This is a genomic window from Halomonas sp. I5-271120, assembly GCF_030553075.1.
Classification (GTDB): Bacteria; Pseudomonadota; Gammaproteobacteria; order Pseudomonadales; family Halomonadaceae; genus Onishia; species Onishia taeanensis_A.
On record NZ_CP130701.1, the window covers coordinates 605,888 to 623,279 of the forward strand.

Genomic DNA, 17,392 nt, shown 5'->3' on the forward strand with positions numbered 1-17,392 from the left:
GTACTCTCAGTGTTGGCCAGTTATGCCGGGCGCGACATACATCGATGGCAGGAGACGACCTCCTCCTTCGGTAGGAGGCGAGGCGCTACCGCCAAGAACGCGAGTAACACTCCCCCTAACCCGCATAAAAAAAGGCGCGATTCGCATCGCGCCTTGCCGTGGTCTAGCGGGCGGCTCAGGTCGTCATGTCTAGTACCACGCGACCCTCTATCTGGCCCTCGATCATGCGCTGGAAGACATCGTTGATGTTCTCCAGTTTGTCGGTGCTCACCGTCGCCTTGACCTTGCCGTCACCGGCGAAGTCCAGCGACTCCTGAAGATCCAGACGACTGCCGACGATAGAGCCCCGAATGGTGATGCCATTGAGCACGGTATCGAAGATGGGCAGTGGGAAATCCCCTGGCGGCAATCCATTCAGCACCAGCGTGCCGCCGCGCCTCAGCATGCCCTGGGCCTGACCGAAGGCCTTGGGTGAAACCGCCGTCACCAGCGCGCCATGGGCACCGCCAATCTCGCGTTTGAGGAAAGCGGCCGGGTCGGTTTGCAGCGCATTGACCGTTACCGTGGCACCCAGCCGCTGCGCCAATGCCAGCTTGCCGTCATCGATATCGACGGCCGCCACGTTGAGCCCCATGGCCTTGGCATATTGCACGGCCATATGACCCAGACCGCCGATCCCGGAGATCACCACCCACTGGCCGGGGCGTGTGTCGGTCATCTTCAGCCCCTTGTAGACCGTGACGCCGGCGCACAGCACCGGGGCGATCTCGATAAAGCCAATGTTATCGGGCAGGCGTCCGACATAGCCAGCATCCGCCAGGGTGTAGTCGGCAAAACCGCCGTTGACCGAGTAGCCGGTATTCTGCTGCGATTCACATAGCGTTTCCCAGCCGCCCAGGCAGTGCTCGCAACAACCGCAGGCGGAGTACAGCCAAGGCACCCCGACACGGTCCCCTTCCTTGACGTGCGTGACCCCCTCGCCCACCGCCACAACATGGCCCACGCCCTCGTGACCGGGAATGAAGGGGGGCTCAGGCTTGACCGGCCAGTCACCATGAGCGGCGTGCAGATCGGTATGGCAGACACCCGACGCCGCCACCTTGACCAGGATTTCTCCCCGTTTGGGCCGAGGCGTCTGGACCTCCTCGATGGTCAGCGGTTCGCCAAACTGGCGTACCACGGCGGCTCTCATCGTTGCTTCCATGTCGAATCTCCTTTTTTATCGGCCGCGAGAGTGATGTCGTTGTAGCGGCGCACTCTCCAGTCTTGGTCAGCGAGACCTTCTGCGACATACTCTGATGGCAGGAGACGACCTCCTCCTTAGGGAGGAGGCGAGAGATTCCAGGAGATATTGCCCATGTACACCCTGATGGTCGCCGATGACCATCCGCTTTTTCGCGAGGCCATCGGCGCGGTGATCGCCTCCGGACTACCCGACAGCTTGCTGCTGGAGGCCGATAGCCTGGAAGGCGCCCTGCTAAAGGCGGAGGAACACGAGGAAGTCGACTTGGTTCTGCTTGATCTTGGCCTACCCGACGCCGAAGGGCTCTCGGGTCTAAGGCAAATACGCGAGCGGCGCCCCGACTTGCCGGTCGCGATTATCTCCGCCGATCAGGACCGACGCACCATCCTCGACGCCCTGGACCTGGGCGCGGTGGGCTACATCACCAAATCGACGCCGCGCCCAGACCTGCTTGCCGCCCTGACACGCATTCTGGAGGGGCAGCTTTACCTGCCCCCAGACATCATGCGTCGTCCCCCGTCCGAGGCTCAGCGGACACCGCCTGTAGACGAGGACATCAGGCGGCGCCTCTCCGAGCTCACCGGCAAGCAGCTGGAGGTGCTGATCCGCCTGACCCACGGCGCCTCCAACAAGGTGATCGCCCGTGAACTGGATATTGCCGAGACCACGGTGAAGACCCATGTCTCGGCGATTCTGCGCAAGCTCGGTGTGACTGGGCGGGTCCAGGCGATCCTCGCCGCCGGCTCGGTTGACCTCGACGCCCTGCTGACCGAGCGGCACGAACCCTCACGTTGAGCCGTCGCCCAACAAGCCGACCAGCTGCATGCGCAACCGCAGCGGTTTCAGGGGTTTGAGCAGACATCCGTAGCCTAGCTGGCGGGCCAAGCTCTTGATCGCCGCGTCGTGATTGGCGGTGATCATCACCACGGGCAAGCCGGGCTGGCGACGCCGAAGGTGCGCGGCCACGGCCAGTCCATCGGGGTTGGACGCGTCCAGGTGATAGTCGACCAACAGCACGTCTGCGGTCTCAATGGCCGCCTGAGTATCCAGGTCGGCCTCCAGGGCAGCCAGGGAGGTCGCGGTCCTTACCCGGCACCCCCACCCTTCCAGCAGCGCCGCCATTCCCTCGCAGATGCCGGGGTCATTGTCGATGACCCATACCCGCATGCCCGACAGGACGTCACTCTGCGTGGACGACGCCGCGGTCGAGGGGCGCGTCGGTGACGCCGGTAGCCGCCCATAGGGCACCCGCACCGAGAAGAGCGAACCGCGCCCCGGCTGAGAGGCCAGTCGCAGCGGATGATCCAGCATGGAGGCGATCCGATCGACGATAGCCAACCCCAGACCCAGCCCGCGATCCTGGGCATCGTGTCCACTCTCGGCACGCTGGAATTCGACGAAGATCGCCTCGCGTTGTGACTCGGCGATACCGGCTCCGGTATCGCCCACCAGGATCTCCAACCCTTCCGGGCGGCGCCTACAGCCCAGCAGCAGATGGCCCTGGCGAGTGTAGCGAATCGCATTGGTCAGGAAGTTGCGCACCACTCGTGCCAGCAACGCCAAATCCGACTCGATGACAGCGCTGGTGCCGACGTAATGCAGCGTCAGCCCCCGTGACGCGGCGATCTGACGGTACTCCTCGGCCATCACGTCGAGCAGATCGGCGGCGCGGAAGGCGGCGACATCCGGCTTCAGCACTCCGGCATCCAACCGTGAGATGTCGACCAGGGTGCCCAACAGGGCCTCGACGTCCTGCAGCGAACGGCCGATATTGCCCACCAGCCGCTGGGAGGCCTCTGGCACCGACTGCTCGCCAAGGGCGCTGGTGAATAGACGCGCGGCATTCAGCGGCTGCATGAGATCATGGCTGACCGCCGCGAGGAACTTGGTCTTGGAGAGATTCGCCGCTTCCGCCTCACGCTTGGACTCGCGCAAGCGCTGCTCGGCCTCGACCCGCACCGCAATCTCGTCGCGCAGCTGGAGATTGACCTGGCCCAACTCATCTAGAGTGCGGTGCAGGGTTTCGGTGCGTTCACGCACCTGCTCGGCCAGTAGCACCGCATGCTCGAAGGCGGCATAGGGCGCGCCACCGGCGGCCCCGCTGGACTCCACCCGCTCGATCAGCGCGCTACAGACCTTGCGCAGGCGCGCATTCTCCTCGGCTAGCGCCCGCTCACGCGGCGTGGCGGCCTCAAGCGCCTCGGGCTCCTCCGGGTCGCCCAATGACAACCCCCGTGAAGGTCTGGTTGACGTGCATGCCATGGTGCTGCTCCCCGTAGGTATTGAAGCCAATCACCCGCTGTTCACGCAGCCTTTGCGAGGCCAAGGCGGTCTGGTCGAGCATTTCGATCTCGAGCCGACGCAGGAAGCAGTCGCAACCGATGATCAACTGCGGCTTACCCAAGCGCTCCTGCAAGGCGGCAAACACCGCATCCAGGTCCTCGAGAATCGGCGCCGGCTGCATGGCGGTGAGCACGATGCCGTGTTCCACCGCGCAGTAGAAGGTCAGGCTGCCGTCGGCGTTGACCCGCTGGATCGAGCGTACGTAGTGGGCATCGCCGATCCGGACCGCCAAGGGCACGCGGGCGAAAACCTGCTCGTCGAGAGCCTCGACGGCACACCCGACTAATCGTGCGTATTCCTCGGCGGCCGGCGCGGCATTGAGCTCCATGACCTGACGACGCTCATGATCGGCGCGGGTCACCACCAGCTTCTCGCGTCGCGGCCGAAGATGGTGGGTGGTGAAGACTTCGAACGGCAGCCGAGTGTTGATCATGACCACCACTGCCGCCTGACTATGGAAATGCCCTTGGTAGAATACGTAGGTATGCGCCAGACGATTGTCGTCCCCAGCGGAGCCGCCAAAGCTCGGAATGCTGCCCAGCGCTGCGTCCAGGCTCGCCAGCACCTGTTCCTCGCTGCTGGACAGCCCATCGAGCAGCGTCAGCGCAAAGCTGTGGCCGCCGACTGGCGCCAAGGCCTGGCGCCGGCAGTCATCCAGCAAATTAGCCGTCAAGCGCTGGGCCCCGATCAGGTCGAAGCCTTCGAGGTCGCTGATCAGCGCCTGCGATACCGAAAAATGGCGCTGATCGAAGCCGATCGCCACGATGCAGCCCCGCCCGTAGCCCAGAGGTGTGATCTCACCGGCGGTGGTACAGCCGACCATGGCCACCGCGCCGAAGGCCTCATCCAGTGCCCGCCCCAGAGCGCCGAGATCATACTCCGCGCTGCAAAAGAACAGCACAAAGCCCAGTTGCGGATGACAGAGGGCCGCCGCCAGCTCCCCGGCGACGGCACACGGATCATCGGCCTCACTGTAGGCGACCCGCAGAGGTTCATCGTTGGCGGACCGGGGACGCGACTCGGCAACAGAGCTAGGCAGTTCGGACATGGCAGGCACTCGTCGGTCAATAATACCTTGAGTGTATGCCGCGCCTGGCCAGGCTCACAACGCGAAAACTCGCCCAGCATGGCGCGCCTCATGCGCGGTGATGGAGCAACAGACGTGCCAACTGCGCCATCATGGTCACCTCACCGTGCAGCCATAGGGCCAGACGCGAAGAGAACGGCATGCAAAGGAACACCATCACCGGAGAATGCCAAGCATTGCCACGGGCCCGGACGCATTCGCCCCGTTTTCCGTCAGGCTAGCCACGCCAGAACAGCGGCGTCAGCAGCACCAGTACGGTAAGGATTTCCAGGCGCCCCATCAGCATACCCAGGCACAGCAGCCATTTGGCGGTATCCGGCAGGGACGCGAAGTTACCCGATGGGCCGATGATGTCGCCAAGCCCCGGCCCGACGTTGGCCACCGCCGTCGCCGCCCCGGAGAGCGCTGTCACCAGATCCAGGCCCAGCAGGGAAAGCCCCAGCGCCAGCCCGGCGATAGTCAGGAAGAAGAAGAACGAGAAGGCGACCACGCCTCGGGTGATGTCATCGGTCAGCACCTGGCCATTGTAGCGGGAGCCGAAGACGCCGCTGGCATGGGTCAGGAAGCGCAGCTGGTTGCGCAGCATCACGCTTGCCACCTGAAAGCGAAAGATCTTGAGCCCGCCGCTGGTCGAGCCGCTGCAGCCGCCGACGAAGGTCAGGTAGAAGAAGGCCACCACGGCGAGCGGCCCCCACTGGGTATAATCATCCGAGGCATAGCCGGTGGTAGTGACCACCGAAATCACGTTGAAGGCTACCTGGGTCAGGGATTCGAAGAGCGGCGCCCCCACCCACACTCGCCAGGCGGTCAGCATCAAGATGACGATGGCCAGAAAGCCCAGCAGGCCTCGCACCTGCTGATCCCGCCACATTGCCATGGGCATGCCACGCAAGGCGCGAATATAGAGCACGAACGGCAGCGCCCCGCACAGCATGAACAGGCTTCCCATCCACAGCAGCAGCGGTTGGTCGGCATAGGCACCGAAGGACGCATCGGAGTTAGCAAAGCCGCCGGTGGACATCGACGACATGGCATGGACCACCGCATCCACCGGCAACATGCCCCCCAGCCAGTAACTGACCACGGCCAGCAGGGTAAAGCCGCAGTAGATACCCAGCGTCGCCTTGGCGATGCCACCGGTGCGCGGCATGACTTTCTCCGACCAATCGGAAGACTCGGTGTGAAACAGCCGCATACCACCGACCTTGAGGAAAGGCAGGATGGCGATGCCCATCACGATGATGCCGATGCCACCAAGCCACTGCATGATGCCGCGCCACAGCTTGAGACCATCGGAGAGCCCCTCGATACCCACCAGCACCGTCGAGCCGGTAGTGGTGATGGCCGAGACCGACTCGAAGACCGCATTGGTAAAGCTCAGCTGTGGCGCCCCCAGCACCAGCGGCAGGCTAGCCAGACCGCTGATCGATGCCCAGCTCAGAGTAGTCACCACGAACATCTGCCAGGTCTTGAGAGCCACCTGGGTGTGCCGGGTCGCCAGGCCCGTCACCGCCACGATGGCAAGCACGATGCCGATCGACAGCGCAAAAGCCTCGGCGTCAGGGTCCTGCTCGAACAGCAGCACCACCCAAGGCACCGTCATGAAGGCGGCCAACACCAGCCACAGCACCGCCATGACCTTAAATACCGGCGCCCAACCCCGCCCCCACTGGCGAATCCTTTCGGTCACGCTCGCCATCATGGACATGACGTTTTTCACCTCCTTATGAATCACCGGGCGATATAAACATGTCAGCCCATGGAATGCCCGCCCAAAAGCGCCCGTCATGCCCAGTAGATTCAGCCGATCACCATCAGCCCGACCACCCCGAACACGAACCCCAGCACCGCGCCCATTGGCGGCGCCCAGTGTTTTTCCAGCCTCACTCCCGGGGCGATATCCTGAAAGATGGAATAAAGAATCCCGCCCGAGGCCACCAGCATGATGGCGCCCACAAAGCCTCCATCATCACCAAGCCACAGGTAGCTTGAAAGCCCCGCCAGCGGGCCCAGTAGCGCCATCAGGGAAAAGCTCATGATGACCCGACTGGCACCGAAGTGCCCTGACTGCATGAACTCCCGATAGGCATTGAACGCCTCGGGTATGTTCTGCAAGGCGATCAGCCCGGCAATCAGCATCGCCTCTTCGGGTCGGATGGCGAAGATAGCCCCGACGACAATGGACTCCGGGATAAAGTCCAACAGCATGGCCAGGAACTGACTGGCCGGCAGCTGCCAGCGCACCATCGCCATGTCGACGACCATGAACACCATCCCGCCAAGCAACAGATATAGCGCAGCCATCGGCATCGACGTGATCGCGATGCCATCAGGCACTAGCACCAGCGCTACCGCAGAAAGCAGCGCCCCCCCGCCGAAGGCTAGCACGCTATGACGCAATTCCTGTTCCAGCCACTGCGGGTGAATGTGTTCGATTTGAGCCAGATAGGCGCCCAGCGGCATCGCCAGGCCCGCCATCAGGGTAATGGCCACCAGCAGCAACAGATCGAGCATGAGGTCTCCTTGTCGGGGGATTTATTGAACCTCCCATGATACGGCATGACCCCCGCCACACCGTCAGGCGTCGTCCACATCGTGTCGCGAAACCAGAAGGAGACACGGCCCTCACGGTGCCGATAGCCTGCCAGTAACGTTGAAATGGCAAGGGAACAGCGTTTGTACATGGCTACCCTCAAGCATCTATACCTCATAACGTCCCGATGTCTTGGAGAGAGCGGCCACTGCTGCAAGGATCATCACCGTTTTGGTGATGCCCACCTTGCGTTCATCGGCCATCTCTCCCCCACCTCTGCGGCCACAAGACCTGTTAACCGGCACTGAATCGTTACTGACGCTGCACTGCCGCCGCTGTTGAAAGGCGTTTCCTCTTCAACCAGGAGTTGAGCATGGCAACCGCCCCGGATGACTTGCAGACAGATGTTCACAAGGACCGCATCAATCCCGTCGTTTTCTATGGCTCGGCCATCGGTATCGTGGCCTTTGCGCTATGGACGATGGTCTTCACCGACTCCGCCAGCGCGGCGATCAATGCCGTGCTGGGCTGGATCTCGGATACCTTCGGCTGGTTCTACTTCGTCGCGGTGGTGGCCTACCTGGTATTCGTGATCGCCATCGCCACCTCTCGCTTGGGCAAGCTGCGACTCGGCCCGGCGCACTCCACGCCGGATTTCAACGTCGTGACTTGGGCCGCCATGCTGTTTTCCGCAGGGATCGGCATCGATCTGATCTTCTTCTGCATCGCCGAGCCGGTGACCCAATTCCTGGCGCCACCCGACGGCGATCCCTCTACCGTCGCGGCGGCACGTCGCGCCATGGAATTGACCTTCCTGCATTGGGGACTCTCCGGCTGGGGCGTCTACACGCTGGTGGGCATGTCACTGGCCTTCTTCAGCTATCGCCACGGCCTGCCGCTGACCATTCGCAGCGCGCTTTACCCCATCTTTGGTAAACGCATCCATGGCGCCATCGGCCATAGCGTGGACATCGCCGCCGTCCTGGGCACCCTGTTCGGCATCGCCACCAGCCTCGGCATCGGCATTATCCAGCTCAACTTCGGTCTGAGCTACATGTTCGGCCTGCCGGAGAACACGACCACCCAGGCGGTGCTGGCCGTGCTGATCGTGATCTTTTCCGCGATTTCCGCAGTAACCGGGGTCGACAAGGGCATCCGCAGGCTCTCCGAGTTCAACATGCTGCTGGCCCTGTTGCTGTTGCTGTTCGTGCTGTTCACCGGCAAGACCGTGTTCCTGCTTAATGCGTTGGTGATGAACGTAGGCGATTACCTGACCCATTTCGTCTCTCTGTCGATGAACACCTATGCCTTCGACCCGCCCACCGACTGGCTGAACGGCTGGACGGTGTTCTTCTGGGCCTGGTGGATCGCCTGGGGGCCCTTCGTGGGGCTTTTCCTGGCACGCATCTCGCGTGGGCGCACCATCCGCCAGTTCGTCGCCGGCACCCTGATCCTGCCCCTGGCTTTCATGATGGCGTGGATGTCGATCATGGGTAACAGCGCCATCGACATGGTGATGAACGGTACCGGAGTGGCCGATTTCGGTGAGCAGGCCATGAATAACCCCGGTTCGGCGATCTACCTGTTCCTTCAGAGCCTGCCCTGGGTCGGCCTGACCACAGTGGTCGTGACCCTGCTGGCGATCGTCTTCTTCGTGACCTCGGGCGACTCGGGCTCGCTGGTGCTGTCCAACCTGACCTCGATTCTGCGCGATCCCAACCATGATGCCCCGGCCTGGATGCGAGTGCTGTGGGCTGTGATCATCGGCGTGCTGACCCTGGCGCTGCTGATGGCCGGTGGCCTGGGAGCGCTACAGAGCGCGGTAGTGATCACGGGCCTGCCCTTCGCCTTCGTGCTGTTTCTGATGATGCTGGGGCTCTACAAGGCATTGAAAGTAGAGGGCCTCAAGGAAGACAGCCTGCAACGCAGCATGGCGGGCCATCTTTCGGGGCGCACCCTGCCCGGCGAGAGCGCGAATCGCAACTGGCGTCAGCGGCTGTCCCGCGCCGTGAGCTTCCCCAAGCGTGAGCAGGTGAGTCACTTCCTCGGTGACGTCGTCCAACCGGCCATGGAAGAGATCTGCAGCGTCTTGAGCGAGCAGGGCTACCCCGTGGAGATCGTCGAGGGTGAAAAGGCAGATGAGCACCTGGCGCTGAACGTGGGCCTTGGCGGCGAACAGGACTTTACCTATCAGGTCTGGCCCCGCCAGTGCGCCATGCCGGCCTTCTCGATTCGCGACACCCACGCCGGCACCCGTTACTATCGGCTGGAGGTTCACATCATCGAAGGGGGCCAGGGCTATGACATCTATGGCTACACCCAGGAGCAGCTGATCGCCGATATTCTCGATCAGTACGAGCGCCACCTGCTGTTCCTGCATATTCAGCGCGAGCAGCCCGGCACCCACACCGAGATGCCCGACGACCCGGCTTCCGCAGGACGCTGACCGTCACGCCCGACATCACTGATCGCGACATCAATGATCTCGGCACTAAGTATCACGCCACTAAAGGCCTTATGCCCTAGGAGCGATGAAATGAGTGAACAATCCTTCGACCGCAGCGTTGACTACGTGGTCGTCGGCGCCGGCTCAGCGGGTTCGGTGCTGGCCAACCGCCTCAGCGCAGAGAGCGACCTGGAGGTGTTAGTACTGGAGTTCGGCGGCAAGGACAACTCCATCTTCATCCAGATGCCGACCGCCTTCTCGATCCCGCTGAACAAGCCACGCTTCGATTGGGGGCTTCACACCGAGCCGGAGCCGGGCCTAAACGGGCGCAGCCTTCACCAGGCGCGAGGCAAGGTGATCGGCGGTTCATCCTCGATCAACGGCATGGCCTATGTGCGGGGCTGCGCCGGCGATTACGAGGAATGGGCCGAACTCGGCGCCGTCGGCTGGAACTATGCCGACGTACTGCCCTACTTCAAGCGTGCCGAAGGCTGCCTGTATGGCGATGATGACTACCGCTCCGGCAACGGCCTGCTTGGCGTGTGCAACGGCAATAACATGCAGAACCCGCTGTACAAGGCCTTCATCGAGGCAGGCCGCCAGGCAGGCTACGGCGAGACTCAGGACTACAACGGCTATCGCCAGGAAGGGTTCTGCCGCATGGACATGACGGTGCGTGACGGGGTGCGCTGCTCGACCGCCAATGCCTACCTGAAACCCGCCCTCAGCCGCGACAACCTGCAGCTGGAAATGCATGCCCTGACCACGCGGATTCTGTTCGAGGGCAAGCGGGCCGTCGGCGTTGAATACACAAAGAGTGGCAAGACCTTTAGGGTCCAGGCCCGTCGTGAAGTCATCCTTTCGGCCAGCGCCTTCAACTCACCCAAGCTCTTGATGCTCTCCGGCATCGGTCCTGCCGAGCACCTCAAGGAACACGGCATCGAGGTCGTCCACGACCTGCCGGGAGTCGGCCAGAACCTGCACGATCATCTCGAGGTCTGGGTGCAGCAAAGCTGCAAGCAGAAGATCACCCTCAACGGCTGGCTCAACCCTATCGGCCAGGCGCTGATCGGCCTGCGTTGGCTGGCATTCAAGTCAGGCCTCGGTGCCACCAACCACTTCGAATCCAACGGCTATATCCGCAGTCGCCCGGGCCTTGAATGGCCCGACCTGCAGTATCACTTCCTGGCCGGCGCCATCGCCTACGATGGCTCCAGCGCCGCCGAGGGGCACGGCTTCCAGGTACACCTGGGCGCCAACAAGCCCAAGAGTCGCGGCTGGGTAAAGCTTGCCTCCTCCGACCCCGCCGCACCGCCGAAGATCTTCTTCAACTACCTGCACGAGGAAGAAGACAAGCAGGCCTATCGGGACGGCCTGCGCCTGACTCGCGAAATCTTCGCCCAGCCGGCCCTAGATGCCTATCGCGGCGATGAGCTATCGCCCGGGAAAGACGTCGTCAGCGACGAGCAGGTCGATGAGTGGGTCGCCAACAGCGCCGAAACCGCCTATCACCCCTGCGGCAGCTGTCGCATGGGCACTGACGATATGGCGGTGGTCGACCCCGAGTGCCGCGTTCGTGGCATCGAACGACTGCGGGTGGTCGACTCCTCGATCATGCCCACCGTGACCAACGGCAATATCAATGCCCCGACCATCATGATCGCCGAGAAAGCCGCCGATCATATCCTCGGACGAGCGCTTCTGGCGCCGTCAGAAGCCGCCGTTTTCAGGATCAAGGACCCGCAGCGCCAGCGTGAGGGAGAGCCCGAAAGGCAAGCCTCATAGGCTCGTCGCTCTAACTCGATTCTCTAATGCGTTTCGCTAACCGGTTCGCTAACCTGCTACTCCAGGTCGCATCTCAAGGGCATCTTTCAACTTCCACGGCGTTTTTACCCGGCCACACTCGCCCCCATGCAAAAGCCCCGATATCCGCGAGGATACCGGGGCTTTTTGGCGACGGGGCAGCCGTCGGCGATCAGGCGTTAGCGGCCACCGACACTTCCTGACTGCCACGCTTGATCAGCGCGTAGCCAAGACCGGTGACCAGCGAACCGATGACGATGGCGGCAAGGTACATAAACACCGGCGTGATGGCGTTGGGAATCAGCAGCACGAAGATGCCGCCGTGCGGCGCCATCAGCTTGGCACCCACCAGCATCGAGATGGCACCGGTGATCGCCCCGCCGACCATGCAGGCGGGAATCACGCGCAGCGGATCCTTGGCGGCAAACGGAATCGCCCCTTCACTGATGAAGCACAGGCCGAGCACGAAGGACGCCTTGCCGGCTTCCCGCTCAGGCTCGGAGAACTTCGACTTGGCAACGAAGCTGGCGATACCCATGCCGATCGCCGGCACCATGCCTGAGGCCATGACGGCAGCCATCGGCGCATAGGTCTCGGAGGCCAGCAGGCCCACGCCGAAGGTGTAGGCCGCCTTGTTGACCGGCCCGCCCATGTCGAAGCACATCATGGCCCCAAGCAGGATGCCCAGCAGCACGGCGTTGGCAGAGCCCATGTTCTCGAGGAAGTTGGTCATCGCAGAAAGTACGGCGGCGACCGGCTCGCCGACCACATAGATCATGGTCAGACCGGTGATCAGGCTCGCCACCAGCGGGATGATCAGAATCGGCTTGAGCGATTCGATGCTCGAGGGCAGCTTGACGTACTGGGCGACCGCCTTGGCGACGTAACCGGCAAGGAAACCGGCGAGGATACCGCCGATGAAACCGGCGCCGATGTTCGAGGCCAGCATGCCGCCGATCATACCCGGGGCGATGCCCGGCCGGTCGGCGATCGAATAGGCGATATAGCCGGCCAGTACCGGCACCATCAGCGCGAAGGCGGTCCCACCGCCAATCTGCATCAGTGCTGCGGCGAAGGTGCCCTCTTCCTTGAAGGCCTCGATGCCGAACACGAAGGACAAGGCGATCAACAGGCCCCCGGCCACCACCATCGGCAGCATGAAGGACACCCCGGTCAGCAGGTGCTTGTAGACGCCCTTGTCCTTGACGCTCTTCTTGGCCTCGCCGCCACTGGCAGCACTGCCGGCCGATTCCACATCGGCCTCCGCAAGGGCAGCCTCGATGGCCTGGCGAGGCTTCTTCAACGCATTGCCGGTGGAGGTGCGATAGATGCGCTTGCCGGCGAAGCGGGTCGGGTCGACCTCGATGTCGCAGGCCAGCAGCACCACGTCGGCGGCAGCGATCTCTTCTTCGGTCAGCTTGTCCTGGGCGCCCACCGAGCCCTGGGTCTCGACGCGGATCTGGTGGCCCAACGCCCGCCCGGCTTCACTCAAGGCCTCGGCAGCCATGAAGGTGTGTGCCACCCCGGTCGGACAGGCGGTCACGGCGACGATTCGCTTGGCGCCGGCCGTATCGGCTACCGCCGGCTTGGCATCATCGGCAGGCGGCGTATAGGCGGCTGCCTGAGCCTGAGCCCGCTCGAGAAAGCCGGCGGGATCGGGCAGTGCCTGGGCGATCGGGGCCTGGTAAAGCGACTTTCCGGCAAAGCGTTGTGGACTGGGCACCGCATCGGCGGCCACCACCACCAGATCAGCCGCGGCGATGGACTCGGCAGAAGCCGGTTCCACCGGCGCCAGTTCACCGTGCATCTCTACCGTGGTGGACCAGCCCAGCCGGCTGGCCGCCTGCTCAAGGCGCCGCGCGGCGAGGAAGGTGGTGGCCATGCCACTCGGGCAGGCAGTAATCAGGATCACATTCATGCGAGCGCTCCCCCTGCGTCCACGTCGTTCAGGCGACGCACGCGGGTCTGTTGTTGGAGGTGAGGGAAGTCATCGGCGTGGGGATTGCCCACGCCAACATGGCGTACGGCTTCGGCGGACAAGGCCGTCGCGAAGCGCAGCGCCGCATCGGGGGCATGGCCCTCGAGGACGCCGTGCAACATACCGGCGAGCAGGGTGTCGCCAGCACCCACGGTACTGGCGACCGTCATCTTCGGCGGCGTGGCGTGCCAGGCCCCGCGATGGCTGACCCACAGCACGCCGTCGGCACCGGCAGAGATCAGCGCCTCCTGGATGCCGGCCTGATGCAGGCGAAGCCCCGCCGCCAGCCGGCGAGCGTCGCTGTCCAGGGCCTCGCCGGCCCACTCGGCCAGTTCCAGCTCGTTGGGCTTGACCGCCGCTGGGGAAGACGCAATGGCGCGGGTCAGCGCCGGACCGCTGGTATCGACCCATACCGGCAGGCCATGCGCTTTGAGACGCGTGATCAGCGCGGCCTGATCGTCGGCGTCGATGCCCGGCGGCAGGCTGCCGGCGATCACCACCGCGTCGGGACGTCGGCTGGGGTCGGCCGCCAGCGCCACCAGATCATCCAGAAGGTCTTTGAAGGTGGCCGCATCGATGACCAGGCCTGGACCGTTGACGTCGGTGACGCGGCCACTGTGCTCGGCGAGCTTGGCATTGATGCGGGTCTCGCCGGGCACGCGCCGGAAGCCATCCTCGACGCCCATGTCCTCGAAGGCGCGCCGGAAGGGGCCATCATTGTCTGCCCCCAGAAACCCGGAGACCACGACCTCATGCCCCAGTGCCGCCAGCACCCGGGCAACGTTCACGCCCTTGCCGGCGGCGCTCAGCTGCGTGGCATCGGTCCGGTTGACCTCGCCAAGGGTCAGCGTCGGCAGGCCGATCGCCAGATCCAGCGCCGGATTGAGACTGATCGTCAGCACCCTGGCCATCAGCGCACCTCCAGCGCGTTTCTTACGTCATCGCTGGTCGCCTGGGCCAGTGCCAGCGCGGCCTGGGCCTTGGCTTCGGCGAGATCGAAATCGCGCAGCCGCGCCTTGACCATCGGCACCTGGCGGGCACTGACCGAGAGTTCATCGACACCGAGGCCAACGAGCACCGGCACCGCCTGGGCGTCCGAGGCCAGCTCGCCGCATACCCCGACCCACTTGCCTTGGGCATGGGCGGCGTCAACGGTCATCTGGATCAGGCGCAGCACCGCCGGGTGCAGGCCGTCGGACTGAGCGGACAGCGCCGGGTGGCCGCGGTCGATGGCCAGGGTGTACTGGGTCAGATCGTTGGTGCCCACCGAGAAGAAGTCGACCTCGGCGGCAAGCGTCGGCGCCAGCAGCGCACAGGAGGGCACCTCGATCATCACGCCGAGCTGCACGTCGGTGGCGCGCTCCTCGGCCGGGATCTCCTCGAGCAGACGATCGTAAATCGCCTTGGCGGCCCGGAACTCGGCGATATCCTTGACCATCGGCAGCATGATGCGCAGCGGCCGACCCGATGTATTGTCGCCACCCGCAGCGGCCATCAGCAGAGCGCGCAGCTGGGTCTCGAGCACCTCGGGCTGGGTCAGGGCCAGACGAATCCCGCGCAGGCCGAGGAAGGGATTGTCTTCCTGAGGCACCGGCCAGTAGGGCAGTGGCTTGTCACCGCCCACATCCAGGGTACGAGCGACCAGCGGACGACCATCGAGGGCATCCATGGCCTCCTTGTATTCGCCGATCTGGGTCTTGAGGTCAGGCGCCTCGGAATGCGCCATGAAGATGAATTCGGTACGCAGCAGGCCCACGCCCTCGGCACCACGCTCGACGGCATCCGCGGTGTGGGCAGTGTTACCCAGGTTGGCGGCGACCTCGACGCGATGACCGTCGCGGGTACGGCCTTCCTCGAAGCGTGCCGCCCAGGCTTCACGCTCCAGGCGCTCATGCTCCTTGAGACTCAGTTCGGCGCGCTGGCGGCGCTCGGTAGACGGCGCAGGCGTGATGCGCCCGCGCTCGCCGTCGAGGATCATCTCAACGCCATCTTCAAGCGTCAGCACTCGCTCGCCGGCCCCCACGACGGCAGGGATGCCCAGCGCACGGGCCAGAATCGCGCTGTGGGCCGTCGCACCGCCTCTGGCGGTCAGCAGGCCGCGGACGCGGCTGGTATCGAGACGGGCCACATCGGAGGGGCCGACGTCGTCCATGACCAGGATGTAGGGATGATCCGGCGGCGTGGGCAGGCTGATGTCGCACAGGATCCCCAACACCCGCCGGCCCACGTCTCGCAGGTCGGCCGCGCGTTCGGCAAGCAGGCGATCGGCAAGCATTTCCTGGGCCCGGGCGGCGGTCTCGATAGCGGTCCACCAGGCCGCTTCGGCGGAATAGCCTTCCTGGATGCCTTCGCGGGCGGCCTGGTGCAGCTCCGGGTCGTCGAGCATTTCCTCGTGCATCGACAGGATCTCGGCGACCTCGCCACCCTGGGCACTTTGCACCAGCACCTCAAGCTGCTCGGCGCCTTCACGAATGGCCGCATCCAGACGGCGCTTCTGTTCACCGGCATCGCCGGCCCGCTCGGGGTACTCGAAGCGCGGCGTGCGCATTACGAACAGCGGCGCGATGGCCATGCCCGGGGAGGCGGCAACCGCCTGATAGGCGGTATCGGCAGGCAGCGGCTCCGGCGGCTTGGCGCCCTCGGGAGGCGTGCTGGCCACGTGCTCACGGCCTTCCTCGAAGGGCTGGACCACTTCACCCAGGCCGTCCAGCATGGCCTCACACATGGCGTCCAGAGCCTGGCTGGCGCCCTCGCCTTCTGCCGAGAACACCAATTGCTGGCCACGCCGGGCGCCAAGACCAATAACCTTGGTCAGACTGGCCGCAGACACGGCCTCGCCGCTGCCATCGGCCAGGCGCACCCGGACCGCGACGCTCTGACGACGCGCTACCTGAATCAGCTGCTTGGCCGGACGCGCATGCAGGCCGTGGGCGTTTAGCACTCGGGCACGTGCGGTCTGGGCACTGGCCGACTCGCCGGAAAGGCGCGCCAGCACGTTCTCGGCAGACAGCTGATGCAGATCATGGCCCTCACCGCGTTCGAGCAGGGCCGTTAACCGTTCCAGCAGGCTGCGATGCGCATCGCCCTGGGCAGCCAGACAAAAGACGCCGCTGACCGCGCTATCGCCCTGGCCGATGACGACCTCCGGGGTGGCCAGCGACAGCGCCGGGGCCTTCACATCTTTCGCACTGGTCGCGAACCAGAGCCCCTGGCCCAGCGACAGCGGCGACTGAGAGGCGATGTCGGAAACGAAGTCATTCCCGACGCAGCCCGCCTGGCGCAGTCGAGCGGCAGCGGCCAGGGCAAGCTCGAGCCGGTCTCGGGCGGGGAAATTGAGGCAGAGGGTATCGTCATCGAGGCGCGCTTCGACGACGGCCTTCGACAACAGCCCGGCCACCTCGGCGCGGGAGCCGGCGGCGGCCAGTCGCTCGGACACGCCCTCGCGGTCCAGCACGTGGGTCAACTGGCGCAGGATGTCCAGGTGCTCATCATTCTGAGCCGCGATGGTCACCAGCACATGCACCCGGTTGCCGTCGTGCCAGTCGATGCCCTTGGGGAACTGCAGCACCCGCACGCCGGTGCGCTTGACGTGAGTACGGCTCTCAGGCGTGCCATGGGGAATGGCGATGGCGTTGCCGAGAAAGGTGGATGACTGCGCCTCGCGGGCATGCAGGCCATCGCGATAGCCCGGCGCCACCAGGCCGGCCTCAACCAGCGCCGAAGACGCCTGATCGAGAGCCGCGCGCCAGTCATCGGCCTTGCGGTCGAGCAGGATATCGTCCTGTCCGAGTGTCAACATACTAGCCTCCTGTGCCTGGGGGCGGGCAGCGAGAGTGCCGGCCGCTGGCTGGCGGCCGGTGCACCTGGCCTTGCCAACCTTGCTTTCCCATGGCTGAATCGTGTCACCTAAGGTTTCGTACAATGCTGGATCGAGTCAGGCCATTTATCAAGCAGGATCG

At 64.3% G+C, this 17,392-nt stretch carries 11 protein-coding genes; 3 read left to right on the forward strand and 8 right to left on the reverse strand.

Annotated elements, in window-relative coordinates:
• Positions 1-175 precede the first annotated feature (175 nt).
• Positions 176-1,204 carry an alcohol dehydrogenase AdhP gene (gene adhP, locus Q2K57_RS02650; RefSeq protein WP_181463041.1) on the reverse strand — a complete coding sequence of 343 codons (1,029 nt, stop codon included), beginning with the start codon at positions 1,202-1,204 and terminating at the stop codon, positions 176-178.
• 153 nt (positions 1,205-1,357) lie between these two features.
• Here adhP and Q2K57_RS02655 point away from each other — a divergent pair, with 153 nt between their 5' ends.
• Positions 1,358-2,038: a response regulator transcription factor gene (locus Q2K57_RS02655; protein ID WP_112054230.1), complete on the forward strand. Its 681-nt coding sequence runs from the start codon at positions 1,358-1,360 to the stop codon at positions 2,036-2,038.
• Here Q2K57_RS02655 and Q2K57_RS02660 read toward each other — a convergent pair.
• The 4 genes from Q2K57_RS02660 to Q2K57_RS02675 all read right to left on the reverse strand — a co-directional run bounded on the left by Q2K57_RS02660 (position 2,030) and on the right by Q2K57_RS02675 (position 7,187).
• Entirely contained in the window at positions 2,030-3,505 is a 1,476-nt protein-coding gene (locus Q2K57_RS02660) for a hybrid sensor histidine kinase/response regulator (RefSeq protein WP_304526057.1), read from the reverse strand. The two genes, Q2K57_RS02655 and Q2K57_RS02660, sit on opposite strands and share 9 nt — an antisense overlap.
• A complete protein-coding gene (gene nosP / locus Q2K57_RS02665; RefSeq protein WP_304526058.1) occupies positions 3,435-4,634 on the reverse strand; it encodes a nitric oxide-sensing protein NosP in 1,200 nt (399 codons plus the stop codon). Before nosP ends, Q2K57_RS02660 begins: the two co-directional genes overlap by 71 nt.
• A 256-nt stretch (positions 4,635-4,890) precedes the next feature.
• A complete protein-coding gene (locus Q2K57_RS02670; RefSeq protein ID WP_112054384.1) occupies positions 4,891-6,372 on the reverse strand; it encodes a TrkH family potassium uptake protein in 1,482 nt (493 codons plus the stop codon).
• A 101-nt stretch (positions 6,373-6,473) separates the two neighbouring features.
• Positions 6,474-7,187 (reverse strand): ZIP family metal transporter, encoded by a 714-nt coding sequence (locus Q2K57_RS02675; protein WP_304526059.1) that lies wholly within the window; start codon positions 7,185-7,187, stop codon positions 6,474-6,476.
• Between the two features lie 392 nt (positions 7,188-7,579).
• Here Q2K57_RS02675 and betT point away from each other — a divergent pair, with 392 nt between their 5' ends.
• Together betT and betA are read left to right on the forward strand one after the other, a co-directional pair.
• Entirely contained in the window at positions 7,580-9,652 is a 2,073-nt protein-coding gene (gene betT / locus Q2K57_RS02680; RefSeq protein WP_304526060.1) for a choline BCCT transporter BetT, read from the forward strand.
• A 90-nt stretch (positions 9,653-9,742) separates the two neighbouring features.
• Positions 9,743-11,437 (forward strand): choline dehydrogenase, encoded by a 1,695-nt coding sequence (betA, locus tag Q2K57_RS02685; protein ID WP_304526061.1) that lies wholly within the window; start codon positions 9,743-9,745, stop codon positions 11,435-11,437.
• A gap of 190 nt (positions 11,438-11,627) precedes the next feature.
• Here the strand turns inward: betA and Q2K57_RS02690 are convergent, their stop codons facing one another.
• Genes Q2K57_RS02690 through ptsP form a run of 3 tightly spaced genes read right to left on the reverse strand, consistent with a single transcriptional unit; the run spans position 11,628 to position 17,232 of the window.
• Positions 11,628-13,373, reverse strand: a complete 1,746-nt coding sequence (locus Q2K57_RS02690) for a PTS fructose-like transporter subunit IIB (RefSeq protein WP_304526062.1) — start codon at positions 13,371-13,373, stop codon at positions 11,628-11,630.
• Complete coding sequence (gene pfkB, locus Q2K57_RS02695) at positions 13,370-14,344, reverse strand: 1-phosphofructokinase (protein WP_304526063.1); 975 nt, start codon at positions 14,342-14,344, stop codon at positions 13,370-13,372. Before pfkB ends, Q2K57_RS02690 begins: the two co-directional genes overlap by 4 nt.
• The gene (ptsP, locus tag Q2K57_RS02700) at positions 14,344-17,232 is read right to left on the reverse strand and encodes a phosphoenolpyruvate--protein phosphotransferase (protein WP_304526064.1); all 2,889 of its coding nucleotides are present in this window, start codon (positions 17,230-17,232) and stop codon (positions 14,344-14,346) included. The genes pfkB and ptsP overlap by 1 nt, the downstream gene beginning before the upstream one ends.
• Between the last annotated feature and the right edge of the window lie 160 nt (positions 17,233-17,392).

What these genes read in the sequence shown, in the direction of transcription:
- adhP (WP_181463041.1), bottom strand. Translation starts at nt 1,204, where the DNA reads ATGGAAGCAACGATGAGAGCCGCCGTGGTACGCCAGTTTGGCGAACCG.
- Q2K57_RS02655 (WP_112054230.1), top strand. Translation starts at nt 1,358, where the DNA reads ATGTACACCCTGATGGTCGCCGATGACCATCCGCTTTTTCGCGAGGCC.
- Q2K57_RS02660 (WP_304526057.1), bottom strand. Translation starts at nt 3,505, where the DNA reads ATGGCATGCACGTCAACCAGACCTTCACGGGGGTTGTCATTGGGCGAC.
- nosP (WP_304526058.1), bottom strand. Translation starts at nt 4,634, where the DNA reads ATGTCCGAACTGCCTAGCTCTGTTGCCGAGTCGCGTCCCCGGTCCGCC.
- Q2K57_RS02670 (WP_112054384.1), bottom strand. Translation starts at nt 6,372, where the DNA reads ATGGCGAGCGTGACCGAAAGGATTCGCCAGTGGGGGCGGGGTTGGGCG.
- Q2K57_RS02675 (WP_304526059.1), bottom strand. Translation starts at nt 7,187, where the DNA reads ATGCTCGATCTGTTGCTGCTGGTGGCCATTACCCTGATGGCGGGCCTG.
- betT (WP_304526060.1), top strand. Translation starts at nt 7,580, where the DNA reads ATGGCAACCGCCCCGGATGACTTGCAGACAGATGTTCACAAGGACCGC.
- betA (WP_304526061.1), top strand. Translation starts at nt 9,743, where the DNA reads ATGAGTGAACAATCCTTCGACCGCAGCGTTGACTACGTGGTCGTCGGC.
- Q2K57_RS02690 (WP_304526062.1), bottom strand. Translation starts at nt 13,373, where the DNA reads ATGAATGTGATCCTGATTACTGCCTGCCCGAGTGGCATGGCCACCACC.
- pfkB (WP_304526063.1), bottom strand. Translation starts at nt 14,344, where the DNA reads ATGGCCAGGGTGCTGACGATCAGTCTCAATCCGGCGCTGGATCTGGCG.
- ptsP (WP_304526064.1), bottom strand. Translation starts at nt 17,232, where the DNA reads ATGTTGACACTCGGACAGGACGATATCCTGCTCGACCGCAAGGCCGAT.